Here is a 24785-nt window from a genome sequence, read left to right as displayed (position 1 = left end):
CTGGCCGAAGGCCAGGCAAAGATTCGCGGCTGAAGCCGCTCCTACGGGGCGCCCGGGCTAGAATGGCGGCATGAACCTACGAGCTTTCAAGGGCATCGTGCCCACCCTCGGCGCCCGGGCCTACGTGGACCCGGCCGCCACCGTCATCGGCGACGTTCACCTGGGCGAGGACAGCTCGGTCTGGCCCGGCTGCGTGGTGCGCGGCGACGTCAACCACATCCGGATCGGTGCCCGCACCAATATCCAGGACGGCACGATCATCCACGTCACCCACGAAGGCCCGTTTACGCGGCCGGGCGGCTGGCCCACGCTGATCGGCGACGACGTCACCATCGGCCACGGCGCCATCGTGCATGCCTGCACGATCGGCAACGCGGTGCTGATCGGCATGGGCGCGACGGTGCTCGACGGCGCCGAGGTGATGGACCACGGCTTCGTCGGCGCCGGCGCCGTGGTGCCGCCGGGCAAGAAGGTGCTCAGCGGCGAACTCTGGCTGGGCAACCCGGCCAAGCCGGTGCGCAAACTCAGCGACAAGGAAATCGAGCAGCTCTACTACAGCGCCAAGCACTACGTGAAGCTCAAGGACGCCTACCTGGCGCCCTGAGCCCCGCGGGCCGCGGCTCAGTCCGCGGTCTGCAGCGAATCGGCGCGCGCGGTTAGCGAGGCGAACACCGGGTCGGTGTCCGGGCGCTGCCCGTGCCAGATCGCGAAACTCTCGGCCGCCTGTTCCACCAGCATGCCGATGCCATCGAAGGCGTGTTCGCAGCCGGCGGCGCGCGCCCAGGCCAGGAACGACACCGCCGCTTCGCCGTAGCTCAGGTCCACGGCCAGCGTGCGGTTGCCCGCCAGCGAGAACGGCAGCTCGATGCCGCCGCCGCGTCCGGCCGAGGTGGCGTTGACGATCATGTCGAAGGCGCCCAGGTTGCCCAGGTCGGCCCAATAGCGCGTATGCACGCGGCCCGGCTCGCCCAGGGCGTCGGCCAGCGCGTCGGCGCGCTCGGCGGTGCGGTTGACCACCCACAGTTCCTCGATGCCGGCATCGAGCAGGGCCGGCGAGACGCCGCGGGCGGCGCCGCCGGCGCCCAGCATCAGCACCCGGCGGCCGCGCAGGTCCAGGCGACGGCGTTCGGTGAGGTCATGCACCAGGCCGGTGCCGTCGGTGTTGTCGCCATGCCACTGGCCGTGGCGCCGGCTCAGGGTGTTGGCGGCGCCGGCGCGGCGGGCGCGGTCGCTGGCTTCGGTGCAAAGCGCCAGCGCACGCTCCTTGTGCGGCAGCGTGATGTTCGCGCCCAGTCCGCCGCTGGCCGCGAAGGCGCCCAGGGCGTTGGCGAAGTCTTCGGGCGAGGCATCGATGGCGGCGTACTGCATCGGAATGCCCAGCTGGGTGCCGAAGGCGGCGTGGATGCGCGGCGACAGCGAGTGCACCACCGGGTGTCCGAACACGGCGTAACGGGCAGTCATGTCAGTCCTCCTTGAGCCAGCGCGCGGCATCGAGCGCGAAATAGGTGAGCACGCCGTCGGCGCCGGCGCGCTTGAAGCCCAGCAGCGCCTCGAGCACGCAGGCGCGTTCGTCCAGCCAGCCGTTCATCGCAGCGGCCTTGAGCATCGCGTATTCGCCGCTGACCTGGTAGGCAAACGTGGGCACGCCGAAGTGGTCCTTCACCCGGCGCACGATGTCCAGGTAGGGCAGGCCCGGCTTGACCATCACCATGTCGGCGCCTTCGTCCAAGTCCAGCCCGACTTCGCGCAGGGCTTCGTCGGAATTGCCCGGATCCATCTGATAGGTCTTCTTGTCACCCTTGCCCAGCGCCCCGGCGCTGCCGACCGCATCGCGAAAGGGCCCGTAGAAGGCCGAGGCGTACTTGGCCGAGTAGGCCAGGATGCGGGTGTTGACGTGTCCCGACTCTTCCAGCGCTTCGCGGATGGCACCGATGCGGCCGTCCATCATGTCGCTGGGCGACACCACGTCGGCACCGGCGTCGGCGTGCGACAGCGCCTGCTTCACCAGCGCGTCGACAGTTTCGTCGTTGGTGACGTAGCCGTCGGCGTCCACCAGGCCATCCTGGCCGTGCGAGGTGTAGGGGTCGAGCGCGACGTCGGTGATCACGCCCAGCTGCGGGAACTCGCGCTTGAGCGCGCGGATGGCGCGCTGGGCCAGGCCGTCGTCGGCCCAGGCCGCGGCGGCATCGAGCGACTTGGCCTCGGGCGCGGTGACCGGGAACAGCACCAGCGCCGGGATGCCCAGCGCCACGGCGTCAGCGGCGGTGCGCAACAGCTCGTCAACCGATTGGCGTTCGACGCCCGGCATCGAGGCCACCGGGGCGCGGCCCTGGGCCTCGTGGACGAACACGGGAAGGATCAGGTCGTCCGCGTGCAGCCGGTTTTCGCGCACCAGGCGGCGCGAGAAGTCGTCACGGCGAAGGCGACGCGGGCGGGTGTAGGGAAATGGCATGGCGGGAAACCGGTACGGGCGCCCTCGGCGCGACCCGTCGATTCTACCCCTGCCGAAAAGAAGACGGGGCCGGCAAGCCGGCCCCGTCGGTGACGCAGGTGTTGCCTTGGGATCAGCGCGGGAACAGGCGGTAGCCGTTCTGCACCGAGCACACCACCACGCGCGAGGCCTGCGTGTTGGTCAGCAGGCCTTCGGCCGCCGCTTCCTTGGCGTAGTCGAGCAGGCACTGCGAGTACTGCGCGCGGGTGCTGGACGTGGCTTCGCACAGTGCGGCCTGGCCGGCGACGCTGCCGCCGATCGAGACGCCGTCGGCGGACACGGCCGGGATACCCGTATCGCAGTTGCCGATGCGCGAGCTGGTGTTGAAGTTCCAGCCGATGTCCTTGAACAGCGCCGGCGTCAGGTCGACGTCCACGTCGGCCCGCAGGGTCGAGGTGATCGACGGCTCCATCAGCGCATTCGGCGTCAGCACGGTGTCGAAGTGCGAGAACGTCGAACCCGGGGCGACGGCGGTCGGGGCGTACAGGCGCACGCGTCCGTTGGCGTCGGCGCCCGCGCGGCGGGCCGGGTTCAGGCCGGTGGTGATCATCACGCCCGGGGACGCCGCGCGGATGGCCGCGCCCGCAGCCTGGGTGATGCCCAGGGTCGGGATGGCCACCGCCGGATCGAAGCCACCCGGCAGGGTGACGCCCGGCTGGTTGTTCGCGATCAGCACCGCCGTGGCACCCGCCGCCTGCGCGTTCAGCGCCTTGAGGGTGAAGTTGCAGACGCCACGGTCGACCAGGGCGACCTTGCCGGCCACCGCCGCCGAATTGGTGAACGGCGTGCAGCCGTCCGCCGGCGTCGCCGGGACCACTTCGCCGCGGAAGTTCGCCGACGTGGCCTCCGGACCGAAGCTCGCCGCGCCCACTTCATAGGCACCCGCGATGCCGGCCGGCGCGGTCACGTTCATCGTGAACAGCGGGGCCAGGAACTGCGTGGCCGCGCCGTTGACGTTGGCACCGGTCCAGACCGTGTTGCCGTTGTCGCGGAACGCCGCCTGGCGCTGCACGTCGGTCAGCGCCGGGATGCTGGCCGCGAACGTGTTGTTGTAGGCGTTGCGGTTGTAGACGTCCGGCAGGCCCTGGAACAGCGTGCCGCTGCTTACGTTGGAGAAGGCCGAGAAGCCCAGGCCGTGCGCGATTTCATGCATCACGACGTTGAGGAAGTTGATCTGGCCGGCCGGGGTCTGGCCGTCGAGGCCGTAGTACCAGCTCGAGCCACCCAGGCAGGCCGGGTCGCCGTTGATGCGGCTGTTGAACTGGGAAATGATGTCCAGCTGGCCCGGGGCCAGGTCGACGCCGGCACGGGCGTCGGCCAGTGCGGAGTGGTACCAGGTGCCGGCGACATGCGCGCCCGGGAAGTCGCGGAACACGAAGGTCGTACCGGCCGAGCCAAGCGTCGCGCTGCTGACGGTGCAGGTCTGCGGGATGAAGCGGGCGCCGACGAACACGGGCACGTTGCTCTGCAGCATCGAACCCCACATGCGCGCCGCGTACTGGTAGGCGAGCTGGCGCTGTTCACCGAGGGTGGTGCCCGGGTTACCGCCTTCCGGCGCCTTCGGCGTCGGGTCGTCGAGGCCGGCGCCGGTGCCGGCGTCGAGGTTGACCAGCACCAGGTCGGCGGCGCTCGCGGAACCCGCCGCGAAGGCGAGCGAAAGGGCCAGGGCCAGGAGGTTCTTATTCTTCATGCGCGTGCTCCGCGGCCGCTTCGCCGTGTCCGAGGATGATCTCGCCGTTGGCGCCGATGGTGGCGGTGGCGGAGGTGTGCAGGTTGGTCGGCAGGCGGGCCTGCACGGTGCCGTCAGCACGCTTGACGATGGTCAGCGCGGCTTCCTGTTCGTTGCGCGGGTCCATCACCTTGCCGCGCTTGCCGGGAGACGGCAGGGCGGGAGCGGCGGGGAGATTGGCGGCGTCGGCTTCAAGCGCGGCGCGCTCTTCGGCGGTCGGCGCGCGGAACTCGCCGGTGGCCTTGTCGTAAGTGACAACAGACGAATTGGTCGTGGCTTCTTCAGCCGCGACGGCGGCGCCGGCACCGGTCGCGAGGACCAGCATCAGCGGCAAAGCAAGGGAACTATGCATTTGAAACTCCGGACATGATTGAATGGCGCAGAGCCACCCTGCCCGGGAACCGGCACGATTATTCCGCCGCCCCCGAACGGCTGACCTCCACAGGTGTGAAGTACGACGGTCGATGTGAGCGCGTCGTGACCGGAGCATAACTTGAAATCTGGGAACTGGAAGACCCGCCTCGCCGCCATCCGTCGCTTCCCGCCGCTGGCGTCGGTCAGCCTTGTGATGATCGGCCTGCTGGTCGCGTTGTGCTGGGGCTTGCCCTGGCTGGTGCCGGGCCTGGACCCGCACCGTCCCGACTGGACTGCACTCTCGTCGCCGCCGTCGCTTTCCGGCGGGCACTGGTTCGGCACCGATGCGATCGGCCGCGACATCCTCGCGCGCACGCTGGCGGGCGGCCGCCTGTCACTCACCATCGGCGCCCTGGCCACCGCGGTCGCGCTGGTGATCGGCCTGGCCTACGGCGCGGTCGCGGGTTATGCCGGCGGTCGCACGGAGCGCGCGATGGTGCGCGCACTCGACGTGCTTTCCGCCCTGCCCTTCCTGCTGATCGTGATCCTGCTGCTGGCGCTGTTCGGTCGCTCGCTTTGGCTGCTGCTGGCGGCAATCGGCGGCTATGTCTGGATCGACCTGGCCCGAGTCGCCCGCGCCGAGGCCGCGCGCCTGCGCGAGATGCCCTTCGTGCTGGCCGCGCGCGCCGCCGGCGCCCGCTTCGACCAGGTGCTGCGCTGGCACCTGCTGCCGAACCTGCTGCCGCTGGGCCTGGTCTACCTGGGCCTGATCCTGCCGCAGGCGATCCTGGTGGAAAGTTTCCTGGGCTTCCTCGGACTGGGCGTCGACGAACCCGCCGCCAGCTGGGGCAGCCTGCTGGGCGAAGGCACCCAGGAGCTGGACGTCGCACCCTGGTCGCTGCTGTTCCCGGCCGGCTTCCTGGTGGCGACGCTGGCGGCCTTCCAGTTCCTGGGCGACGGCCTGCGCGACTGGCTCGACGAACGCCGGGACGTCGCGTGAGTTCCTTCGCGCTCAATGACCTGGAAGTCCACGCCGGCGAACGGCGGCTGCTGGGGCCGGTCAGCCTGTCCCTGCCGGCCGGCGAATGCCTCGGCCTGGTCGGCGAAAGCGGCAGCGGCAAGAGCCTCACCATCACCGCCCTGCTCGGCCTGCTGCCTCCCGGCCTTCGCGCGCGCGGCGAACTCGAACTCGACGGCCGGCGCATTCCGCTCGGCAGCGCCGCGCACGCCGCGCTTCGGGGCCGCGTGCTCGCCTGGGTGCCGCAGGACCCGCAGGCGGCGCTACACCCGCTGCGCACGGTTGGCGCGCAGCTGGAGGAATCGCTGCGGCTGCTGCAGGCCATCGACGCCGCCGCGGCGCGGCGCGAGGCGGTGGCCCTTTTCGAACGGCTGCAGCTGCCCGATCCCCCGCGCCTGCTTTCGCGTTACCCGCACCAGCTGTCCGGCGGCCAGCGCCAGCGCGTGCTGCTGGCCCTGGCCCTGGCCGGCAAACCACGCGTGCTGCTGGCCGACGAACCGACCTCGGCGCTTGACCCGCGCCTGGCCGACGAAGCGCTGGCGCTGCTGGACACGCTGCGCACCGACCTCGGCGTGTCGGTGCTGCTGGTCAGCCACGACCTGCCCCTGGTCGCCCGCCACGCCGGCCAGCTTGCAATCCTGCGCGCGGGCGAACTGGTCGAACACGGCGACAGCGCCGCCATCTTCGCCGCCCCACGCCACGCCTATACCCGCGAACTGCTGGCCGCCGACCAGCTGCCCGCCGCCGAACCCACGTCGCCGGGCGCCGAACTGCTGCGCCTGGAGGCCGTGCAGGTGACCTATCCCGGCCAGGCCCGGCCGGCCGTCAGCGGCGTCAGCCTCAGCCTGCACCGCGGCGAATGCCTGGCCCTGGTAGGCGAGAGCGGCAGCGGCAAGTCCAGCCTTGGGCGGGCCCTGCTGCGGCTGCTCCGGCAGGGTGCTTCGGGCCGCATCGAACTCGACGGCGAAGACCTGCTGTCGGCCGGCCGCGGCCGGCTGCGCGCGCTGCGCCGGCGCATCGGCGTCGTCTTCCAGGACCCCTACGCGTCGCTCGACCCGCGCATGCGGATCGCCGACCTGGTGGCGGAACCGCTGCGCATCCACGGCATCACCCCGGCCGGCGGCCGCGAGGCGCATGTCGCGGCCCTGCTCGAATCGGTGGGCCTGGCACCGGCGCTGGCCGCCCGCTTCCCGCACCAGCTGTCCGGCGGCCAGCGCCAGCGCGTGGCCATCGCCCGCGCCCTGGCCACCGGCCCCGACCTGCTGGTCTGCGACGAAGCCGTCTCGGCGCTCGACGCCCAGCACCGCGCCGGCGTGCTGGCCCTGCTGGCCCGGCTCAAGCGGGAACGGGGCCTGGCCCTGCTGTTCATCACCCACGACTGGCCGGCGGCGCGGGCGCTGGCCGAGCGCTGCGCGGTGCTCGAGGACGGACGCCTGGTGGCCATGGGTCCGACCGCCGCCGTACTGGCCGGCGGCCGCGCGACGGGCTGATATAGTCGGTCGACCTTCAGGGGAAGGGTTCGTCGTTTGAAGCCTCGCAGTCCGCTTTCGTCCAGCGCCGCCACCGCCTTGCCACCCGCCGGCCCCGTGCGCCTGCGCGCCGACGACCCCGCCGAGCTCGCGGCCGAGGTCCAGCGACTGCGCGTGGACGTCGAGCGCCTGGGCCGGGCCGAACGCCTGCAGCGCGCGCTGTTCGCCATCTCCGACCTGGCCAGTTCGGGCGAGGACACCGCGACGGTGATGCGCGGCCTGCACGAGATCGTCGGCCGGCTGATGTACGCCGAGAACTTCTACATCGTGCGCTACGCCCCGGAAACGGACACGATGCGCTTCATCTACTTCGCCGACAGCCAGGACCCGGTGTGTCCGGACCCGGACGAGGAAATCCCTGCGTCGGAGATGGGCAACAGCCTCACCCTGGCGCTGATCCGCCACGGCAAGCCGGTGCTGGGCCCATCGGTCGACGTGCGCCAGGAAATGGGCGTCGGCCGCGACGAGGCCCTGGGCCCGGACAGCGAGGACTGGCTGGGCGTGCCGATGGTGGACGAGGGCGTGGTGCGCGGCGCCGTCGTCGTGCAGAGCTACGACCCGGACACCCGCTACAGCGAAGACGACCGCGCCCTGCTCGGCTACGTGGCCCAGCACATCCTGACCGCGCTGGCCCGCCGCGACGCCCAGGAGGAACTGGAGCGGCGCGTCGACGAACGCACCAGCGAACTGCGCCAGCAGGTCGCCGAGCGCGAACGCAGCGAACGGCTGCAGGCGGCGCTGTTCCGCATCGCCGAACAGGCCGGCCGCAGCGAAAGCATCGAGGTCTTCTACGCCGAGGTGCACGGCATCGTCAGCGCCCTGCTCGACGCCCGCAACTTCTTCATCGCCCTGCTCACGCCCGACGGCCAGGAGCTGGACTTCCCCTACTCGGTGGATGAACGCGACCAGGCCCGCCCGCGCCGCAAGCTGGCCCGCGGCCTCACCGAATTCGTGCTGGCCACCGGCGAACCGCTGCTGACCGACCGAAACGGCATCCACAGCCTGGTTGCCGAGGGCAAGGTGCAGTCCTTCGGCACGCCGTCGGTGTGCTGGCTGGGCGTGCCGCTGCAGATCGAAGGCGCCGTCGCCGGCGTGATCGCGGTGCAGAGCTACACGCCCGATTACCTGTACACCAAGCGCGACCAGGAACTGCTGAGCTTCGTGTCCTTCCACATCGCCCAGGCGCTGGAGCGCCGGCAGGCGCATGAATCGCTGCGCGAGGCCTACGCCGAACTCGAACAGCGCGTGGCCGCACGCACCAGCGAACTGGCCGACGCCAACCGCGAACTGCTCGACCAGATCTCGGTGCGCGAGCGCATGGAGCACAAGCTCAAGCACGAGGCCATGCACGACACCCTGACCGGCCTGCCCAACCGCAGCCACCTGCTGGGGCGCATGGGCCTGGCGCTGTCGCGCTACCGCCACGACCCGAAGCAGCTGTTCGCGGTGCTGTTCCTCGACCTCGACCGTTTCAAGGTGGTCAACGACTCGGTCGGCCACCTGGTGGGCGATGAGTTGCTCAAGGAAGCCGCCCGACGCATCAGCCGCTGCGTGCGCGACCCCGACATGGTGGCGCGCCTGGGCGGCGACGAGTTCGCCATCGTGCTCGATTTCATCCATACCGCCGACGATGCCGTGGCGGTGGCCGAACGCGTCATCTCCTCGCTGGCCGAGCCGATGCGCATCGCCGGCAAGGAGCTCTACACCTCGGCCAGCATCGGCATCGCGCTGGTGGACGCGCGCTACCGCAGCCCGGAAGAACTGCTGCGCGACGCCGACGTCGCCATGTACCGCGCCAAGGCCAACGGCCGCCAGCGTTTCGCGATCTTCGACGAACACCTGCACGAGGCGGCGCTGAAGCTGCTGGAGCTGGAAGGCGACCTGCGCCGCGCGCTGCACCGCCAGGAGTTCGTGCCCCACTACCAGCCGATCCTGAGCCTGTCCGACGGCCACCTGGTCGGCTTCGAGGCGCTGATGCGCTGGCACCACCCGCAGCGCGGCCTGCGTGGCCCCGACGAATTCCTCGGCACCGCCGAGGAAACCGGCAGCCTCGAACTCATGGACTGGCAGCTCTACGACCTGGTGTGCCGGGACATCCGCCGCCTGTCGGTCGGCCGCGCCTACACGACGCTCAATGTCTCGCCGCGGCACCTGCGCGCGCCGGACTTCGACGAGCGCATGCTCGAACTGATGTCGCGCCACGGCGTGCGCCCGTCCTGCCTGCGGCTCGAGGTGACCGAGGGCGCGCTGCTCGAGCAGCCCGAACAGGTCCAGGCCTGCCTTGGCCGCCTGCGCGACGCCGGCGTGCTGACGCTGCTCGACGATTTCGGCACCGGGTATTCGTCGCTGAGCTACCTGCACCGATTCCCGCTGCACGGACTGAAGATCGACCGCAGCTTCGTGCATGAACTGCGCAGCGGCGAAAGCGGCGGCAGCACCGCGATCGTGCGCGCGATCCGGCTGCTGGCCGATTCGCTGGGCCTGGAAGTGATCGCCGAAGGCATCGAATCGGAAGAGCAGCGCTACCAGCTGCGACTGCTTGGACTCAGCCTGGGCCAGGGTTACCTGTTCTCGAAGCCGGCCTCGGCCGACGAGATCCTGGAACGATACGGTCTATCCGTGGACTGACCCCGCCGCGGCCGGCGCGTTATGGTCCGTGTATTGGTTCAGGACACGGAGAAAACCATGGGATTGCTCGTCGACGGCAAGTGGCAGGACACCTGGTACGACACCGACAAGAGCGGCGGCCGCTTCGAGCGGTCGCAGGCGAAATTCCGCAACTGGGTCACCGCCGACGGCGCACCCGGGCCTGATGGCGAGGGAGGCTTCAGGGCCGAACCCGGGCGCTACCACCTGTATGTCTCGCTGGCCTGCCCCTGGGCCCATCGCACGCTGATCTTCCGGCGCCTGAAAGGCCTGGAGAAGATGATCGGCGTGTCGGTGGTGAACTGGCTGATGGGCGACGAAGGCTGGACCTTCGAGCCCGGCCCCGGCGTGGTGCCCGACCCGCTGTTCGGCGTGGACCGCCTGTACAAGCTGTATCTCAAGGCCGACCCGAATTATTCGGGCCGCGTCACCGTGCCGGTGCTGTGGGACCGCGAGCGCGAGACGGTGGTCAGCAATGAATCGGCCGACATCATCCGCATGTTCAACAGCGCCTTCGACGGCGTCGGCGCCGCGCCCGGCGACTTCTACCCCGAACTGCGGCGCGCGGAAATCGACCAGGTCAACCGGCGCGTCTACGACGACATCAACAACGGCGTGTACAAGGCCGGCTTCGCCACCACCCAGGAGGCCTATGAAGACGCCGTGGTGCCGCTGTTCGCCGCGCTCGACTGGCTGGAGGAAAGGCTGGCGAAAACCCGCTACACCTGCGGCGATACGCTGACCGAAGCGGACTGGCGGCTGTTCACCACGCTGGTGCGCTTCGACGCGGTGTACGTGGGCCACTTCAAGTGCAACCTGCGCCGCATCGCCGACTACCCGAACCTGTCGGGTTTCCTGCGCGAGCTCTACCAGATGCCCGGTATCGCCGAGACGGTGGATTTCCGGCACATCAAGGGCCACTACTACCAGAGCCACGACATGATCAATCCGACCGGCATCGTGCCCAGGGGGCCGATCCTGGACCTGGAGGCGCCGCACGGGCGGGGGTGAGGCCGGGCCGTGGGCAGATGGGTGAAGTCCGTACCCGGGAGGAACCATAGGGTGCCCCGGATTTAGGCTTGTCAGTACGGACTATGCTTCTCTTGAAGCGGCATATTCCGTACGGGCCTTTTTATTCAATGGGTTAGGCGCCTTCCCAGTTCGAACTCCGGGATGCTGGCCGGCATAGCCCGTACGTTTTCGCCCCTCCCGCGGGCGCCTACCTGCCCGTCGAGATTCGATCGCCTCCGGACGAGTCGCAGCCGGTGAGAGTTCGACCAGCCAGTCTGAAGCACGCGGAGACTCTCCAGTGCGTCTCGCGGGCCGATGATACGGGGTCAGCTTCCTGAGCACGGCACGCTCTTCTTTCTCTCAAAGTGCGAAATCGGAGCAACATCATGTCAACACCAGAAGAACGGTTACGTGCGTTGGTCTGGGCCGGCGGGCTTCTCGTCGAGTTAGCGAAAGACGACAGCCTTCCTCGCTCTCTGCGGAGGCGGGCGGTTGTGATCGCCCGACACTTCCCGACCATCGAAGAACTGGCCGGCGCAGCTCGAGCAAACAAAGTGTTCGGAGGCGGACTGAACCTTGAGTCGCCAGATAAGATCCCTGAATGGTCTGAATCGCTGACCTCTGGCCCATTGCAGAATTCAACGCGGCTCGCAATTCCCGAGTGAAACGAACGAAGTCACGCTTATGGCGTCCGCTACCGGCCAGGTGCGGACCGGTGTGGAATCTCGGAGCGTCCATCTGCCGCAGTGTTGTCGCGGCACAAGATGCGAATTCAGGAGTGTCAACGATGGCGAACTATCGAATTGCCGTAACCGTTTCGGATGAAATCATTCGATCCCTTGACTCTGTAGCTCAGCCTCGCTCCATCGCTTTCGCTGAGCTACTACGGAAGGCGCTCACTCTCTACACCGCCGCGAAGAAGGCTCAACGAGATCACGGATTTGAAGTCTGTTTCTACGATCCAGGGAGCATGAAGATTGAAGTTGAAGTGATCAATCTTTAGTAGGAAGGACGCACGGGGGACAAGAATGCCTCTTGCCTGAATTCCAGTCTCCAAGGCGAATGGCTCTCGAAGTCGTCGCCGAGCAGATTGTTAGTTCGCGAATCCGGCGCCTCAAGAATCGTCCCACAGGAGCAGGTCACCGCCTTCGATTTGGGGGTCTCCGATGACTCGTAAACCTTCGCCTCGGGTTGGGATCCGACCAAGCAACATGGCTGGAATCGGCCAAGAGCGGACCTTGATCGCCCGCAACCAATGGCGATTCTTCAGATGGGGCGATGAACATCCTCGCGCTTTCTTGAGGAGGCTCGCGGCGCCGACTGTTGCAGCGCGCCCAAAATCGCGCAGGCCGCCCGGCGTCCGCCAGCGCATCCGGCGATGGTCCGCTCCAGTTCCCGGGCGATGCGGCGAAGCTCCTTCTGCCTCGCCTGGATCTCCGCCAGATGGTGGCGAGCGAGAGAGTCCACCTGTTCGCAGGAAAGCTCCGGATCTTCGGTCAACCGCAGCAGGCTGCGAATTTCGTCCAGGCTGAATCCCAGTTCCCGGCCTCGGCTGATGAAGCGGATGCGCGCAACGTCCTCGGCGCTGTAGGCCCGGTAGCCGCTGCCGGTTCGGCTCGGGCGGGGCAACAGGCCGATCCGCTCGTAGTAGCGAATCGTTTCCAGATGGCAGCCGCTGACGGCCGCCGCCTCACCAATCTTCATGGGACCCTCCAAGAGGCCTTGACCCTGTAGCAGCTACGGGCTTTACGGTAGCGCCAACAAGGAGAAGCCGCCATGTCTGGTTGCCATTGCAATGACGCCCCCTCGACACCTCAGGACAGGCCGGATCGCGCCCGACGCCGGGTGCTCTGGACCGTCCTGGCCATCAATGCCGGCCTTTTCTTCGGTGAATTCACGGCAGGCTGGTGGGCGGACTCCAGCGCGCTGCAAGCTGACTCGCTCGACGCCCTGGGCGATGCGGGCGTCTATGCCCTGAGCCTGGCGGTGGTGGGTGGCAGCCTTCGCCAACGCAATGGCGCCGCCGTGCTGAAGGGCGTACTGCAGGGCCTTTTCGGGCTGCTGGTGCTGGCCGAGGTTGTGCGCCGGCTCGTGGCCGGGGCCGAGCCATTGGCGCCGATGATGGCGGGCGTGGCAGCCATCGCGCTCCTGGCCAATCTGGCGTGCTTTCTTCTGCTGATGCGCTTTCGGGGAGATGACCTGAACATGCGCTCCGTGTGGCTGTGTTCCCGCAATGATCTGGCCAGTAACGCCGGCGTGATCGCCGCAGCGGGCATCGTGGCGCTCACGGAAAGCCCCTGGCCGGACGCCGCGGTAGGTACGCTGGTGGCGCTGCTCTTCCTGCACACCTCATGGCAGGTCCTGCGCGAAGCCTGGCCGGGGTGGCGAAACGCTGGAAACAACGATCCTCAGGACGTAAACCCATGAACATCCTCGCCTCCGCATTTTCCAAAGAATGGTCGCTCGCGGAAGCCGCGCGACGGGCGGGCGACCTCGACCTCGCCTTTCATCACCTCGAGCGCGCGCACATCCTGGGACAGCGCCGCACCTGGCTGCATGTGAAGAGCCACCTGGGCATGCTTCGGATTGGCTGGCAACGCCATGACTTCAAGGAGATCGCCGGGCAACTCACCCGAATCGCTGCAGCGGCGATTTTCTCGAGGATCTGGGTGCCGATCGGAAATACAGGCGGTGCGAACGTCAGCCCAACCCGGCCGATGCCGATGCCGGCCGACCTGCAGGTCGTGCTTGACGCGCAAGATCCCTGAAATTGTGTAACCACGACATGAGCCGGTACCCTCACCGCCGATGATCTCCCTGTTCCGCCCATCCCTGCGAGTCGCCAAAGCTCTTTTCTTCGGCCTGGCGCTCCTCTGCGTACTGGCGCAGCCCGTGCTCGCTGCAGGCCACGAGCTGCATGAGGCCGAACACGAGCGCGCGGCGTCGATGGCGGCGGAACATGGCGTAGCCCTGGAAGTAGATTCGTCCGAACCGGGAACCCTCGACGGTTTGCTGCACGTCTTCGACTGCTGCCTGCACGCCACGGCCGTGCCGGCGCCGGCCCTGGACTGGATTGCCCAGCGCCTCGAGGCATTGCCTCCACGGGAATGTTTGCCAACGCATACGCCATCACAGCCTTCCCGGTTCCTGCGTCCTCCGATAACGGCCTGACGCCCTGACGTCACCGGGGCCATGCCCCGCTTGCCCGTTTCCGGAGATTTCCAATGTCGAAGACCAAGGCGGCCCTGGCCGTCCTGTGGTGCTGCGCCGTGCTGGCCCTGCCGGCCCACGCAACGCCGTTACAACCGCCCCTGGACCTGCGCCAGGCCTTTGCGCTCACCCTGGAACGCCATCCCGACTTGCGGCGATTGCCGCTGCAGCAGGCCGCGCTGGGCGCCCAAGTCGACGAAGCGGCACAGAAGCCTGCCTGGGTGGTCGGCGCGAGCCTGGAGAATGCGCTGGGCTCGGGCGCATACCGCGGCGCCGACGAGACCGAACTGACCCTGAGCCTGGGCTCGGTGATCGAGTCGACGGCGCGGCGCGAAGCCCGTGTCGAAGTTGCCCGGTCACGCTTGTCCGCCCTCGACACCGAGCGCGAGGCGCGCCGCCTGGACCTGTTGGCTGAGGTCGCCAGGCGCTATCTCGACGTGCTCGCCTTGCAGGAGGAAGCGGCGGCATGGGACGCCACCTTGGCGCAGCGTCGTGACGCCGCTGATGCGGCCGGTAAGCGGGTGGCGGCTGGCGCCTCGCCACGGTCGGTCCAGCTCGGCGCCGAAGCGGCGGTCGCCCGCGCTGTACTCAGCCGCGCGCGCCTCGAGGCCGCCACCGACGCGGGCCTTCGTCGCCTTGCCCTCATGTGGGGCGGCGAAACGACCGGCCCTGTCGCCGGCAACCTGCTGGCCCTGCCCGAAACGCCGGGCTTCGAGCAGCTGGTGAAGCTGCTGGACAGCACGCCGGAACTGAAAGGGTTCGCCAGCGAAGCGCGGCTGCGCGAGGCCCGCCTTCGCCTTGCGCGTGCGCAGGCACGTCCGGACATCGAGTGGGAGATCGGCGTCCGCCGGCTGCAGGGCTCGGGCGATTGGGCCCTGATGGGCGGCGTATCGGTGCCCTTGGGCAGCCGACGCCGGGCCGAACCCGCGATCCGGGGTGCACAGGCCGAACTCGACGCGCTCTCCCTGGAACGGGAAGCAGGCGCCCTGGACCTTCGCGCCACCCTTGCCGACGCTCACGGCCGCATGCAGGCCGACGGCATCGCAGTCCGGCAATCCGCCTCGAAAGTGCTGCCTGCACTCGAACGCGCCGAGCGGGCGGCCGCCCAGGCTTATCGCGCCGGCGCCCTTAGCTACCTGGAATGGGCGCAACTGCAGTCGGAACTTCTTGACGCGCGCCGCGAACGCATTGCCGCCGCGCGCGACTTCCACCTCGCCCTGATCGAAATCCAGCGCCTGACCGCCGAGCCGTTCGTGCTTGCGGAAGTCGCCCCGAACGAGACCACGCCATGAGCCTGTACCGGATTCTTTTCCCCCTCCTGATCGGTCTGGCCGTGTCGGCCTGCGGCGGCGGCGACGACCACGCCCACGACGAAGATGGCGACCACGACGACCATGCGGCTGCCGAACCAGCCAAGGGCGAGCACAATGGCCGCCTGCTCACGGACGGACCCTACACCGTCGAGCTCGCCATCTTCGAGGACGGCGTGCCGCCCGAGTACCGCGCGTGGCTCTACAAGGACGGCGAACCGTTGCCGCCCGAAGCCGTCGAGCTTAGGGTCGTGCTCGCGCGCCTGGGTGGCACGACCGACACGCACGCGTTCACGCCCCGGGGCGACCACCTTGTGGGCAGTCTCGAGGTGTACGAGCCGCACTCGTTCGATGTCACGGTGACGGCACGCATCGACGGCAAGAACCTGTCCTGGACCTATCCGAGCTACGAGGGCCGCACGACGATCGCCGCCGCGGTGGCCGAGGCGTCCGGCATCGTCGTTGCGCCCGCCGGCCCTGGCGTGATTCGCGATGAGCACGAGGTGCAGGGCCTGCTGACGCCCATCGAAGGCCGCTATGCCCGGGTGGTGGCACGCTTCCCTGGGCCGGTGAAGGCGCTGCGCGCCGGCGTCGGCGATACCGTGCGGGCAGGCGAAACCCTGGCGACGGTCGAGAGCAACGTCAGCCTTTCGGATTACGCCGTGGCCGCGCCGCTGGCCGGCACCGTGCTGGCGCGGCACGCCGCGGTCGGCGACCTGGCGGGCGAGCAGCCGCTGTTCGAAGTCGCCGATCTGTCGGAGCTGTGGGTCGACCTGCACCTGTTCGGCACCGACGCGCAGCACATCACCCAGGGCCTGCCTGTCGACGTGACTCGCCTGAGCGACGGGGTATCCGTACAGACCACGCTCGACCGGGTATTGCCGGGCACCGCCACCGCCAGCCAGAGCACCGTGGCGCGCGCCACCGTTGTGAACGCGGACGGCCGCTGGCGGCCTGGTGCCGCCGTGCGTGCCCGCGTCACCGTGGCCGAACAGCCGGTGCCGCTGATGGTGCCGCTGGCGGCGCTGCAGCGCTTCCGCGACTGGGACGTCGTGTTCGTGCGCCATGGCGACGACTACGAGATCCGTCCACTCGAACTTGGCCGACGCGACGGCGTAAACGTTGAAGTGCTTTCGGGCCTGGAAGCCGGCGATCCGGTGGTGGTGGCGCAGAGCTACCTGGTGAAGGCCGACATCGAGAAGTCGGGGGCCTCGCATGACCACTGAAGAGCCAGGACTGCTTGAACGCTTCATCCGCCTATCGATCGCGCACCGCTGGCTGATGCTGCTGCTCACGCTGGCGCTCTGTGCGCTGGGTGCGTGGAGCTTCACCAAACTGCCGATCGATGCCACGCCGGATATCACCAATGTCCAGGTGCAGATCAACACCGAGGCCCCGGGCTACTCGCCGCTCGAAGCCGAACAGCGGGTCACGTTCCCGATCGAAACCGCGCTGGCCGGCCTGGCCCGGCTGGACTACACCCGCTCGCTGTCGCGCTACGGGCTGTCGCAGGTGACGGTGGTGTTCGAGGACGGCACCGACATCTGGTTCGCGCGACAGCAGGTGGCGGAGCGGCTGCAGCAAGCCAAGTCGCAGCTGCCTGAGGGGATCGAGCCCGAGATGGGTCCCGTGGCCACGGGCCTGGGAGAAATCTACATGTACACGGTGGAGGCCGAGCCTGGCGCCACACGGCCTGATGGAACCCGCTGGACGCCCACTGACCTGCGCACCCTGCAGGACTGGGTGGTGCGGCCACAGCTCCGCAACACCCGGGGCGTGACCGAGGTCAACACCATCGGCGGCTACGCCCGGCAGATCCACGTCACGCCCGCCCCGGCCAAGCTCGTCGCCTTCGGCTTCACCCTGCAGGACGTGGTGGATGCGGTGGCGCGCAACAACCAGAACGTTGGCGCCGGTTACATCGAGCGCAATGGCCAGCAATACCTGGTGCGCGTGCCCGGCCAGGTGGCTGATCTCGACGCGCTGCGCCGGATCGTGCTCGACCGTCGCGACGGCGTTCCAATCCGGGTCGGCGACGTCGCCGAGGTCGGCGAAGGGCCCGAGCTGCGCACGGGCGCCGCCACCCAGAACGGCGAGGAAGTCGTGCTGGGCACGGTCTTCATGCTCGTCGGCGAGAACAGCCGCGAAGTCGCCCACGCCACCGCCGATCGCCTGGCCGAGATCTCGAAATCCCTGCCGGACGGCGTCCGGGTCTCGCCGGTTTACGACCGCACTGCGCTGGTGGACCGCACCATCGCCACCATCAGCAAGAACCTGGTTGAAGGCGCGCTGCTGGTGATCGTGGTGCTGTTCCTGCTGCTGGGTAACTTCCGCGCCGCGCTTATCACCGCCGCGGTGATTCCCATCGCAATGCTCATGACGATCACCGGCATGGTGCGGGGCGGTGTTTCTGGAAACCTCATGAGTCTGGGTGCCCTGGACTTCGGCCTGATCGTGGACGGCGCGGTGATCATCATCGAGAACTGCATCCGGCGCTTCGGCGAACGACAGCATGCGCTTGGACGGATTCTGGACCGCCAGGAACGTTTCGAGCTGACGGCCTCCGCCACGGCGGAGGTCATCCGACCCAGCCTGTTCGGCGTTGCCATCATCGCGGCGGTCTATCTGCCGATTTTCGCGCTCACCGGTATCGAAGGAAAAATGTTCCATCCGATGGCCTTCACCGTGGTCATCGCGCTGACGGCGGCCATGCTGCTGTCGCTGACCTTCGTGCCGGCGGCGGTGGCTGTTTTCCTCGGCGGGAAAGTCGAGGAGAAGGAAAGCCGGGTGTTGCAGGCGGTCCGCCGCGCCTACGCACCGGCCCTGGATTGGGCGCTTCGTTTCCGATTGCCGGTGGTCGCGGCGGCCGCCGGCCTGGTCGTGGTGTTCGGACTGCTTGCCGGTCGCATGGGCTCGGAGTTCATTCCCAGCCTGGATGAGGGAGACATCGCCCTTCACGCGCTACGCATCCCGGGCACCAGCCTGGGCCAGGCCGTGCAGATGCAGGGCACGCTGGAGGCGCGCATCAAGCAGTTCCCAGAGGTCGAGCGCGTATTCGGCAAGATCGGCACGGCCGAAGTCGCCACCGATCCGATGCCTCCGTCCGTGGCCGACACCTTCATCATGCTCAAGCCGCGTGATGAGTGGCCCGACCCGCGCAAGACCAAGGCTGAGCTCGTAGCCGAAATCGAGACGGCGGTAAGGGCCCTGCCGGGAAACAACTACGAGTTCACCCAGCCTATCCAGATGCGCATGAACGAGCTGATCTCGGGCGTGCGTGCCGACGTGGCCATCAAGCTCTTCGGCGATGATCTCGATACCCTGGTCGAGGTCGGCGAACGACTCGAAGCCGTGGCCCGGACGGTTCCTGGAGCGGCTGACGTGAAACTGGAGCAGGCCACCGGCCTGCCCCTGCTGACCATCACGCCCAAGCCCGAGGGACTCGTGCGCTACGGCCTGAACCAGATTGCGGTGCAGGACGCGGTGCAGACAGCCGTTGGCGGCACGGTGGCCGGGCAGCTGTTCGAAGGCGACCGACGCTTCGACCTTGTGGTTCGCCTGCCCGAAGCCCTGCGTGCGGACCCGGCGCGCCTGGCCGACCTGCCGATCCCACTGCCCGGCCACGACGACGGCGACGAGGCCAGCCGTGGCGCCAACTGGACCACCGGCACGCCGCGCACGGTACCTCTACGCGAACTGGCCACCCTGGAGGTAGTGGAAGGCCCCAACCAGGTCAACCGCGAGAACGGCAAGCGACGCATCGTGGTGACCGCCAACGTGCGCGGCCGTGACCTCGGCAGTTTCGTCGAGGAGCTGCGCCAGCGCATCGATGCCGAGGTGGAGGTGCCGCCGGGGTACTGGGTGGACTACGGCGGGACCTTCGAGCAGCTGATCGCCGCGAGCCAGCGGCTGTCGGTGGTGGTGCCGGTGACGCTGGTGCTGATCTTTGGCCTGCTGTTCATGGCGTTCGGCTCGGGTCGCGATGCCGCGGTGATCTTCAGCGGCGTACCGCTGGCGCTGACTGGCGGCGTACTGGCGCTGTGGCTGCGTGACATTCCGCTATCCATCTCGGCCGGCGTCGGATTCATCGCACTGTCCGGCGTGGCGGTGCTCAATGGCGTGGTGATGATCGCCTTCATCCGCAAGCTTCGGCAGGAAGGAGACCGCTTGGACGACGCCATCCGCGACGGCGCGCTCGGACGCCTGCGACCGGTACTGATGACGGCGCTGGTGGCCTCGCTGGGCTTTGTCCCCATGGCATTCAACGTTGGCGCCGGAAGCGAGGTGCAGCGGCCGCTGGCAACCGTCGTGATCGGCGGTATCGTTTCCTCGACACTGCTGACGCTGCTGGTATTGCCAGCGCTGTACCGGCTACTGCATCGTGACGACGACGGACCGGACGTGGTCTCCTGAGGCGCCGCCATGAGCCTGCCTGCCGCCCTCGGATTGTTCGCACTGACCGCGCTCGCGGAGATCGTCGGCTGCTGGCTGGTCTGGCTCTGGGCCCGGCACCAGGCTTCGGCCTGGTGGCTTGTTCCCGCGGCGCTGGCGCTGGCGGCCTTCGCCTGGCTACTCACCCTGCACCCGGCAGCCTCGGGCCGCGTCTACGCGGCCTATGGCGGTGTTTACGTCACGCTGGCACTGGGCTGGCTGTGGGCGGTCGACGGCATCCGCCCGGATCGCTACGACTTGCTGGGCACCGGACTGATCCTTGCAGGCGTCGCGGTGATGCTGGTGGCCCACTGGCAGAGGTAGCCAAGTCGCCCCCGCTGCGACCAAGCCGGCGCACGATTGCAGTCCCGCACAGGTGACTGCCATGTCAACCCAGACCATCGCTCGGCGCCAAGTCTGGAACAAAGGGAGGCTGGTAGGACAGAAGGCCCCGCTTCGTCTCAATGAAATCTATGCCATTCGGGTCAGGCTGCAGATCGCGGATCGCTCCAGGGATCTGGCGCTATTCAACCTCGCCATCGATTCAAAGCTCCGCGCCTGCGACCTCTTGGGCTTGCGCGTCAGGGATATCAGCCACGGCGCGCAGATCCTTCATCGCGCAATGGTGATGCAGCGCAAGACGCAGACGCCGGTACAGTTTGAGATTACTGAACAAACGAGGTTAGCGCTGGCCAGATGGATTACCGAGAAGTCGCTCGACCCCTGCGACTTCCTGTTCCCGAGCCGGAACGCCGGATCGACACACCTCACAACCAGGCAATACTCGCGCATCGTCCATCACTGGGTGCGTCAAATCGGGCTCGACGATTCGCGCTACGGGACGCACAGCCTGAGGCGGACCAAGGTGGCGCTGATCTACAGACGCACACGGAACCTGCGGGCTATCCAGCTCCTGCTGGGTCACTCCAAGATTGAAAGCACCGTCCGCTATCTTGGCGTCGAGTTGGATGATGCGCTTGAGCTCGCGGAGCAAACCGAGGTCTGATCAACGAAGGTCCGCTTTGGGTCTATTCTGTTGAAAAACTCGCTTTCTGGCGGGCGGCTGGGTCTAGCGGTTCGGCCGGATCAATGATTATTTGGCCAGGGGCGACGAGAAAATGGGCGCGCAAGCGCCCTTTGTCCTCAAAGGGCCGTTGCCATTGCCGCTTCGGGGCTTTTCGGCATCAACCACGCTGCCATTCTTCGTAAATTCTGTGCCGTTGCGGCCAGTAGGAACTCGTCTCTAGCGCCCTTCAGGCCGCGTAGACGCAATCTGTCCAACCGCAGGATGCGTTTGAGGTGCGCGAACAGCATCTCGACCTTCTTCCGATGTCGCCGTGACTGGGCATATCTCTTCGTCGTCGACAGCTGGCGCGCCACGTCCCGTGCGGACTCGTTCACCTGGCGGGCGATCCTTCGATGCGTCGTGTTGGGGCAGCACCGCGCCTTCAGTTCGCAGTTGGTGCAGTCGTGAAGGCTGCTGCGATAGATCAGCGTGTTGTCGGCGGTTGGCTTGCCGCTCGATAGCAGTGGCTTGCCCTGGGGGCAGCGGTACTCGTCAGCTTCCGCGTCCCAACTGAAGTCGGACCGCCCCAGCGACCCATCCTTGCGCTCGGCTTTGTCCCAGACCTGCACGTGGGGCTCGATGCCCTTCTCATCCACCATCCAGCCCAACATTTCCGACGTGCCGTAGGCGGTGTCGCCGATCAGCCGGGTCGGCTTGAGGTCGAAGCGCTGCTCGACCCTGTCGACCATGGTCCGTGTCGCTTGGACCTCGTCGGTCCGATACGCAGGCGTGGCTTCCACATCGACGATGACGCCCGCCTTTACATCGATCAGGTAGTTGGTCGAATAAGCGTAGAAGGCCGGGCCGCCGGGCGCGGCGGTCCACTGCGCCGCCGGGTCGGTCAGCGACACATTCTTGGGTGGGGTGCGCGGCGTCTCAGCGTCGTCCAGCGCCTGCAGATACTCCCGGACCGGGCGCGCGAGCGGCGACTCCCGGTCCCAGGCCGCATCGGCACCCGGCACGCCCCGCTGCCGGTTAGCATCGGCCTTGATCACGCTGGCGTCGATCGCGAAGCCCTCGCCGCCGACCAGGCCTTCGGCCAGGCAGCGCTCGAGCACCTTCTCGAATACGAAGCGCAGGGTGTCGTTGTCCCGGAAGCGGCCGTGGCGGTTCTTGGAGAATGTTGAGTGGTCCGGCACGGCATCTTCCAGGCCCAACCGGCAGAACCAGCGGTACGCCAGGTTCAAGTGGACCTCTTCGCACAACCGACGCTCCGAGCGGATGCCGAAGCAGTAACCCACGATCAGCATCCGGATCAGAAGGCCCGGATCAATCGAGGGGCGGCCGGTGTGGCTGTAGTGCGGGGCCAGGTGCTGGTGCAGCTCGCCCAGGTCCAGGAAGTGGTCGATGCCGCGGAGCATGTGGCTCGCCGGGACGTGGTCTTCGAGGTTGAACGCGTAGAACAGGGGCGCTTGCCCGGCTTCCTGACGTCCCATCATCGCTGCGATTTCCGCTGGATCGATGGGAAATAATTTGACCACTTCAGTTGCGGTCAATCAATAGCATTACGTAGCTACTGGCGAGATATGGCGGCAATTATGTCGGTGCGCTTAGCACGTTAGCCACAACACGACTTCTGTTCCTGGATCGGCGGACAGGCAACCGTGCCGTATGAGCAGAACACACAGCAGTCACCCGGTTTCGGGCGCAGCAGTTGGCCGCAGCCGAGGCATTCGTAGAAGAACTGACAGGCGTTGGTCGGCATCGTCTCTGTCGCCTGATGACCACAATGGGGACAAGTCAACGTACTTTGTAACTCCAGCTCAGCCGCCATCTGCGCGAGCCTTGGCCGGGAAGCCTGCATCAGTGATCGCACGGCTGACCGCGCTTATCGATGTGCGGCTTGGATCGAAGACCACCGTCACCGTCGCCGCCTCGGCATCGACGTGGTTGCTTTGCACGCCGGGAACCTTGTCGAGCGCCTTGCTGATGGTGATGCTGCACGCGGCGCAGGTCATGTTCTGCACGTCCAGCACCGCCTTCTTCGGCGCCGCGGCGGCCGCTAGGCCAGCCGACAACGCCAAGGTAAGGCCAACTATCCATTTGTTGCGCATCGGGACTCTCCTAGAGGAACCAGACCACGTAGTAGGGAAACAACAACAGTACTGCGATGCCGATGGCGGCCAGCCACAACCAGCGCCGCCGCCGGGCGAGGACCTGCGGGCTGACGCAGACGCCGTCGCTGCGGCATCGCGACGACGGGCCATAGAGATTCCAGAAAGCCAGCGCCAGGCACAGCAGTGTGGCGGCGCTGAACCAAGGCCGCCAGGCGTCCATGGCCGTCAGGTTGGCAATCCATGCGCCGCTGATGCCCATCAAGACCAGCACCAGCGGCACGACGCAGCATACTGATGCGCCGATGGCGGCGAGGGATGCGACCAGGATCGCCGGTGTGGTCGACTTGGGGGGATTACTGGACATGGGCGCATAATACCTTCCGTACCCAAGTACGGAGTCAAGCCATGGACTTGCAGGCCCTCACGATCGGTCAACTGGCTGCCTCGGCGGCAGTAAACGTTGAGACAGTGCGCTATTACCAGCGGCGCGGGCTGCTGTCCGAGCCCAAGCGCCCTGCTGGCGGCATCCGTCGCTACACATCGAGCGACCTCGCTCGCCTCCGCTACATTCGCCGTGCCCAGACCATGGGCTTCAGCCTCGATGAGATTGTTGGCCTGCTGGAGCTCAATGGCAGACGCGCTTGCGAGCAAACCAAGCGACTAACCGAAAACAAGTTGCTCGACGTTCGAAAGCGGCTCGGCGAACTACGCAAGCTCGAGCGTCAGCTATCGCAATTGGTCGCGAGCTGCGGCGAGGCCAGCGTAGGCGCGTTTTGTCCCACTCTCGAACTGCTTGAGCATGCGGGTACCGAGCCGTTGCCGCGGTCGCGGGGGCAGCACGTCAGGTCGAGCCGTGCTGATGCGGCCTGAGTTGGAGATAGTTTTTCAACACAATAGGTCGGTAGCGGAAGTTGGCCTGCCTAAGAGGTGCCGGTCGCTGCCGCCCCAGCGGGCTGGCTCAGCAAGCACCAGAACCGCTTTTTAGCACTTGCCGCCACAGAGGTCCCAGTCGTAGAGCGCCCGCTGGATAACCTGAAAGCTAATCCACCGGCTCCAAGATTGCGACGTTTTTGCTCACCTTGCGGCGCGCTGCTTCCCCCCTGTGGAACCCAAGCTTCGCGCTTTCACGCAGCGTACGGTTCGCCTCCTCCCACGACGTTGATGTCAGGCCTAAAAGCACTTCTGAGACAACTTCCGTTAGCGCGCTGACCGAAAGCCTGCGCATGGGCTTGCCCGGGAGCATATAGAGCGAGGCCCCAGCTTCGGCCTCCCGAATGAAGGCACATGCGAAGTCCATAGCATCCTCATGGAATCGAACCCTGTGCCCGCTCACTTTCAGCCCGCGCACGTAGGTGAAACCGAAATAGGACCAGATTTCCCGTGCCATTGGGGCAAACAGATCATCAACGGCTAGCATGTGGAGTGAGCGGGCAAGCCTCATCGAAAGCAGACCCGCAAGCACGTCGAATCGCTTGAGTTTGGCTAGTCTGGTCGCGCAGATGTAGGTGACTACAAGCCCGAGGTCGTAAGGGCCGGACTTCAGCGATCGCTTCGCGAGAGCCTCGAGCAATTGCTCCAGAGGAAGAAGGTTGACCTCGCTGCCGACGAGCGCTCGAAGCTTGGACTCAAGCGGCCCCTGTGTCTCGGCCTGGTCGAGGCACAGCCAAGCGGAGGAGTTCCAAGCGAGGCTCACCGCTGGAAGCTCGACGATCAGCCGGTAAAGCAGCTTCGGCGATATCGCTCGGTCGCCTAGGCAGTAGAGGCCCCTCCTCTGTGGACCCATTCCCATCCAGGTGGGCGACACCGGACAGAGATGGCCCGCCCGCTCAAATCCAGGATTGAGGCGCGCCGCCTCCAGCAGCCCAGCGGTCGCTCGGATTCTCGCTCGCCTAAGGGAGTTCGGGCTTGGCACTGACCGCCCCTCGCATCTTGG

General features: G+C 67.3%; 26 protein-coding genes. 16 read left to right on the top strand and 10 right to left on the bottom strand.

All coding sequences use genetic code 11. The annotated features are described in order from the left end of the window. The first annotated feature begins 70 nt into the window (after positions 1–70). Positions 71–604, top strand: a complete 534-nt coding sequence (locus ACE3TE_RS02910; RefSeq protein WP_374602017.1) for a gamma carbonic anhydrase family protein — start codon at positions 71–73, stop codon at positions 602–604. Positions 605–621: 17 nt separating this feature from the next. Here ACE3TE_RS02910 and aroE read toward each other — a convergent pair whose 3' ends face one another. From aroE to ACE3TE_RS02890, 4 genes are all read right to left on the bottom strand, one after another. Beyond that, positions 622–1461, bottom strand: a complete 840-nt coding sequence (gene aroE, locus ACE3TE_RS02905) for a shikimate dehydrogenase (RefSeq protein WP_374602015.1) — start codon at positions 1459–1461, stop codon at positions 622–624. A gap of 1 nt (position 1462) precedes the next feature. Next, positions 1463–2452, bottom strand: a complete 990-nt coding sequence (hemB, locus tag ACE3TE_RS02900; RefSeq protein WP_374602013.1) for a porphobilinogen synthase — start codon at positions 2450–2452, stop codon at positions 1463–1465. Between the two features lie 112 nt (positions 2453–2564). Continuing rightward, positions 2565–4181 carry a PA domain-containing protein gene (locus ACE3TE_RS02895; RefSeq protein ID WP_374602011.1) on the bottom strand — a complete coding sequence of 539 codons (1617 nt, stop codon included), beginning with the start codon at positions 4179–4181 and terminating at the stop codon, positions 2565–2567. After that, on the bottom strand, positions 4171–4572 hold the full coding sequence (locus ACE3TE_RS02890) for a post-PEP-CTERM-1 domain-containing protein (protein ID WP_374602009.1): 402 nt from the start codon (positions 4570–4572) through the stop codon (positions 4171–4173). Before ACE3TE_RS02890 ends, ACE3TE_RS02895 begins: the two co-directional genes overlap by 11 nt. Positions 4573–4713: 141 nt before the next feature. On the opposite strand from ACE3TE_RS02890, the gene ACE3TE_RS02885 reads away from it, so the two are divergent. The 6 genes from ACE3TE_RS02885 to ACE3TE_RS02860 all read left to right on the top strand — a co-directional run bounded on the left by ACE3TE_RS02885 (position 4714) and on the right by ACE3TE_RS02860 (position 11781). After that, positions 4714–5574 carry an ABC transporter permease gene (locus ACE3TE_RS02885; protein ID WP_374602007.1) on the top strand — a complete coding sequence of 287 codons (861 nt, stop codon included), beginning with the start codon at positions 4714–4716 and terminating at the stop codon, positions 5572–5574. Next, on the top strand, positions 5571–7082 hold the full coding sequence (locus ACE3TE_RS02880) for an ATP-binding cassette domain-containing protein (protein WP_374602005.1): 1512 nt from the start codon (positions 5571–5573) through the stop codon (positions 7080–7082). Before ACE3TE_RS02885 ends, ACE3TE_RS02880 begins: the two co-directional genes overlap by 4 nt. 36 nt (positions 7083–7118) lie before the next feature. Then, positions 7119–9749, top strand: a complete 2631-nt coding sequence (locus ACE3TE_RS02875) for an EAL domain-containing protein (RefSeq protein WP_374602003.1) — start codon at positions 7119–7121, stop codon at positions 9747–9749. 57 nt (positions 9750–9806) lie between these two features. Then, positions 9807–10778, top strand: a complete 972-nt coding sequence (locus ACE3TE_RS02870) for a glutathione S-transferase family protein (protein ID WP_374602001.1) — start codon at positions 9807–9809, stop codon at positions 10776–10778. Between the two features lie 386 nt (positions 10779–11164). Then, positions 11165–11443 carry a BPSL0761 family protein gene (locus ACE3TE_RS02865; protein WP_374601999.1) on the top strand — a complete coding sequence of 93 codons (279 nt, stop codon included), beginning with the start codon at positions 11165–11167 and terminating at the stop codon, positions 11441–11443. Positions 11444–11565: 122 nt separating this feature from the next. After that, the gene (locus ACE3TE_RS02860; protein WP_374601997.1) at positions 11566–11781 is read left to right on the top strand and encodes a hypothetical protein; all 216 of its coding nucleotides are present in this window, start codon (positions 11566–11568) and stop codon (positions 11779–11781) included. Positions 11782–12044: 263 nt separating this feature from the next. Here the strand turns inward: ACE3TE_RS02860 and ACE3TE_RS02855 are convergent, their stop codons facing one another. Further along, positions 12045–12482 carry a helix-turn-helix domain-containing protein gene (locus ACE3TE_RS02855; RefSeq protein WP_374601995.1) on the bottom strand — a complete coding sequence of 146 codons (438 nt, stop codon included), beginning with the start codon at positions 12480–12482 and terminating at the stop codon, positions 12045–12047. A gap of 141 nt (positions 12483–12623) precedes the next feature. Here ACE3TE_RS02855 and ACE3TE_RS02850 point away from each other — a divergent pair, with 141 nt between their 5' ends. The 8 genes from ACE3TE_RS02850 (at position 12624) to ACE3TE_RS02815 (ending at position 20735) form a co-directional block, all read left to right on the top strand. Further along, on the top strand, positions 12624–13205 hold the full coding sequence (locus ACE3TE_RS02850; protein ID WP_374601993.1) for a cation transporter: 582 nt from the start codon (positions 12624–12626) through the stop codon (positions 13203–13205). Next, on the top strand, positions 13202–13546 hold the full coding sequence (locus ACE3TE_RS02845) for a DUF3703 domain-containing protein (RefSeq protein WP_374601991.1): 345 nt from the start codon (positions 13202–13204) through the stop codon (positions 13544–13546). The genes ACE3TE_RS02850 and ACE3TE_RS02845 overlap by 4 nt, the downstream gene beginning before the upstream one ends. Positions 13547–13586: 40 nt before the next feature. Further along, complete coding sequence (locus ACE3TE_RS02840) at positions 13587–13949, top strand: hypothetical protein (protein ID WP_374601989.1); 363 nt, start codon at positions 13587–13589, stop codon at positions 13947–13949. 53 nt (positions 13950–14002) lie between these two features. After that, entirely contained in the window at positions 14003–15280 is a 1278-nt protein-coding gene (locus ACE3TE_RS02835) for a TolC family protein (RefSeq protein WP_374601987.1), read from the top strand. After that, positions 15277–16524, top strand: coding sequence for an efflux RND transporter periplasmic adaptor subunit (locus tag ACE3TE_RS02830; RefSeq protein WP_374601985.1), 1248 nt, complete (start codon positions 15277–15279; stop codon positions 16522–16524). The genes ACE3TE_RS02835 and ACE3TE_RS02830 overlap by 4 nt, the downstream gene beginning before the upstream one ends. Continuing rightward, positions 16514–19711 carry an efflux RND transporter permease subunit gene (locus ACE3TE_RS02825; RefSeq protein WP_374601983.1) on the top strand — a complete coding sequence of 1066 codons (3198 nt, stop codon included), beginning with the start codon at positions 16514–16516 and terminating at the stop codon, positions 19709–19711. Before ACE3TE_RS02830 ends, ACE3TE_RS02825 begins: the two co-directional genes overlap by 11 nt. 9 nt (positions 19712–19720) lie before the next feature. Next, positions 19721–20053 (top strand): YnfA family protein, encoded by a 333-nt coding sequence (locus tag ACE3TE_RS02820; RefSeq protein ID WP_374601981.1) that lies wholly within the window; start codon positions 19721–19723, stop codon positions 20051–20053. Between the two features lie 61 nt (positions 20054–20114). Beyond that, entirely contained in the window at positions 20115–20735 is a 621-nt protein-coding gene (locus ACE3TE_RS02815; protein WP_374601979.1) for a tyrosine-type recombinase/integrase, read from the top strand. Positions 20736–20872: 137 nt separating this feature from the next. Here the strand turns inward: ACE3TE_RS02815 and ACE3TE_RS02810 are convergent, their stop codons facing one another. From ACE3TE_RS02810 to ACE3TE_RS02795, 4 genes are all read right to left on the bottom strand, one after another. Beyond that, positions 20873–22234 (bottom strand): transposase, encoded by a 1362-nt coding sequence (locus ACE3TE_RS02810; protein WP_374602263.1) that lies wholly within the window; start codon positions 22232–22234, stop codon positions 20873–20875. A 119-nt stretch (positions 22235–22353) separates the two neighbouring features. After that, complete coding sequence (locus ACE3TE_RS02805; RefSeq protein ID WP_146908791.1) at positions 22354–22569, bottom strand: GDCCVxC domain-containing (seleno)protein; 216 nt, start codon at positions 22567–22569, stop codon at positions 22354–22356. Continuing rightward, on the bottom strand, positions 22559–22849 hold the full coding sequence (locus ACE3TE_RS02800; protein ID WP_374601977.1) for a heavy-metal-associated domain-containing protein: 291 nt from the start codon (positions 22847–22849) through the stop codon (positions 22559–22561). The genes ACE3TE_RS02805 and ACE3TE_RS02800 overlap by 11 nt, the downstream gene beginning before the upstream one ends. Positions 22850–22859: 10 nt before the next feature. After that, positions 22860–23216, bottom strand: a complete 357-nt coding sequence (locus ACE3TE_RS02795; RefSeq protein WP_374601975.1) for a mercuric transporter MerT family protein — start codon at positions 23214–23216, stop codon at positions 22860–22862. A 41-nt stretch (positions 23217–23257) separates the two neighbouring features. Here ACE3TE_RS02795 and ACE3TE_RS02790 point away from each other — a divergent pair, with 41 nt between their 5' ends. Beyond that, the gene (locus tag ACE3TE_RS02790) at positions 23258–23722 is read left to right on the top strand and encodes a MerR family transcriptional regulator (RefSeq protein WP_374601973.1); all 465 of its coding nucleotides are present in this window, start codon (positions 23258–23260) and stop codon (positions 23720–23722) included. 169 nt (positions 23723–23891) lie between these two features. Here the strand turns inward: ACE3TE_RS02790 and ACE3TE_RS02785 are convergent, their stop codons facing one another. Then, on the bottom strand, positions 23892–24635 hold the full coding sequence (locus tag ACE3TE_RS02785; protein ID WP_374601971.1) for a hypothetical protein: 744 nt from the start codon (positions 24633–24635) through the stop codon (positions 23892–23894). Positions 24636–24785 lie beyond the last annotated feature (150 nt).

The sequence above is a fragment of the Arenimonas sp. genome, from assembly GCF_041919775.1.
Taxonomy (GTDB): Bacteria; Pseudomonadota; Gammaproteobacteria; order Xanthomonadales; family Xanthomonadaceae; genus Arenimonas.
Note: the sequence above shows the minus strand (reverse complement) of the source record. Positions and strands in the feature narration are given on the sequence as shown.

Bases quoted from the DNA above. Each gene is read 5' to 3' on its own strand.
- ACE3TE_RS02910 (WP_374602017.1), top strand. From the start codon at position 71: ATGAACCTACGAGCTTTCAAGGGCATCGTGCCCACCCTCGGCGCCCGG.
- aroE (WP_374602015.1), bottom strand. From the start codon at position 1,461: ATGACTGCCCGTTACGCCGTGTTCGGACACCCGGTGGTGCACTCGCTG.
- hemB (WP_374602013.1), bottom strand. From the start codon at position 2,452: ATGCCATTTCCCTACACCCGCCCGCGTCGCCTTCGCCGTGACGACTTC.
- ACE3TE_RS02895 (WP_374602011.1), bottom strand. From the start codon at position 4,181: ATGAAGAATAAGAACCTCCTGGCCCTGGCCCTTTCGCTCGCCTTCGCG.
- ACE3TE_RS02890 (WP_374602009.1), bottom strand. From the start codon at position 4,572: ATGCATAGTTCCCTTGCTTTGCCGCTGATGCTGGTCCTCGCGACCGGT.
- ACE3TE_RS02870 (WP_374602001.1), top strand. From the start codon at position 9,807: ATGGGATTGCTCGTCGACGGCAAGTGGCAGGACACCTGGTACGACACC.
- ACE3TE_RS02865 (WP_374601999.1), top strand. From the start codon at position 11,165: ATGTCAACACCAGAAGAACGGTTACGTGCGTTGGTCTGGGCCGGCGGG.
- ACE3TE_RS02860 (WP_374601997.1), top strand. From the start codon at position 11,566: ATGGCGAACTATCGAATTGCCGTAACCGTTTCGGATGAAATCATTCGA.
- ACE3TE_RS02855 (WP_374601995.1), bottom strand. From the start codon at position 12,482: ATGAAGATTGGTGAGGCGGCGGCCGTCAGCGGCTGCCATCTGGAAACG.
- ACE3TE_RS02845 (WP_374601991.1), top strand. From the start codon at position 13,202: ATGAACATCCTCGCCTCCGCATTTTCCAAAGAATGGTCGCTCGCGGAA.
- ACE3TE_RS02840 (WP_374601989.1), top strand. From the start codon at position 13,587: ATGATCTCCCTGTTCCGCCCATCCCTGCGAGTCGCCAAAGCTCTTTTC.
- ACE3TE_RS02835 (WP_374601987.1), top strand. From the start codon at position 14,003: ATGTCGAAGACCAAGGCGGCCCTGGCCGTCCTGTGGTGCTGCGCCGTG.
- ACE3TE_RS02830 (WP_374601985.1), top strand. From the start codon at position 15,277: ATGAGCCTGTACCGGATTCTTTTCCCCCTCCTGATCGGTCTGGCCGTG.
- ACE3TE_RS02825 (WP_374601983.1), top strand. From the start codon at position 16,514: ATGACCACTGAAGAGCCAGGACTGCTTGAACGCTTCATCCGCCTATCG.
- ACE3TE_RS02820 (WP_374601981.1), top strand. From the start codon at position 19,721: ATGAGCCTGCCTGCCGCCCTCGGATTGTTCGCACTGACCGCGCTCGCG.
- ACE3TE_RS02815 (WP_374601979.1), top strand. From the start codon at position 20,115: ATGTCAACCCAGACCATCGCTCGGCGCCAAGTCTGGAACAAAGGGAGG.
- ACE3TE_RS02810 (WP_374602263.1), bottom strand. From the start codon at position 22,234: ATGATGGGACGTCAGGAAGCCGGGCAAGCGCCCCTGTTCTACGCGTTC.
- ACE3TE_RS02805 (WP_146908791.1), bottom strand. From the start codon at position 22,569: ATGGCGGCTGAGCTGGAGTTACAAAGTACGTTGACTTGTCCCCATTGT.
- ACE3TE_RS02800 (WP_374601977.1), bottom strand. From the start codon at position 22,849: ATGCGCAACAAATGGATAGTTGGCCTTACCTTGGCGTTGTCGGCTGGC.
- ACE3TE_RS02795 (WP_374601975.1), bottom strand. From the start codon at position 23,216: ATGTCCAGTAATCCCCCCAAGTCGACCACACCGGCGATCCTGGTCGCA.
- ACE3TE_RS02790 (WP_374601973.1), top strand. From the start codon at position 23,258: ATGGACTTGCAGGCCCTCACGATCGGTCAACTGGCTGCCTCGGCGGCA.
- ACE3TE_RS02785 (WP_374601971.1), bottom strand. From the start codon at position 24,635: ATGGGTCCACAGAGGAGGGGCCTCTACTGCCTAGGCGACCGAGCGATA.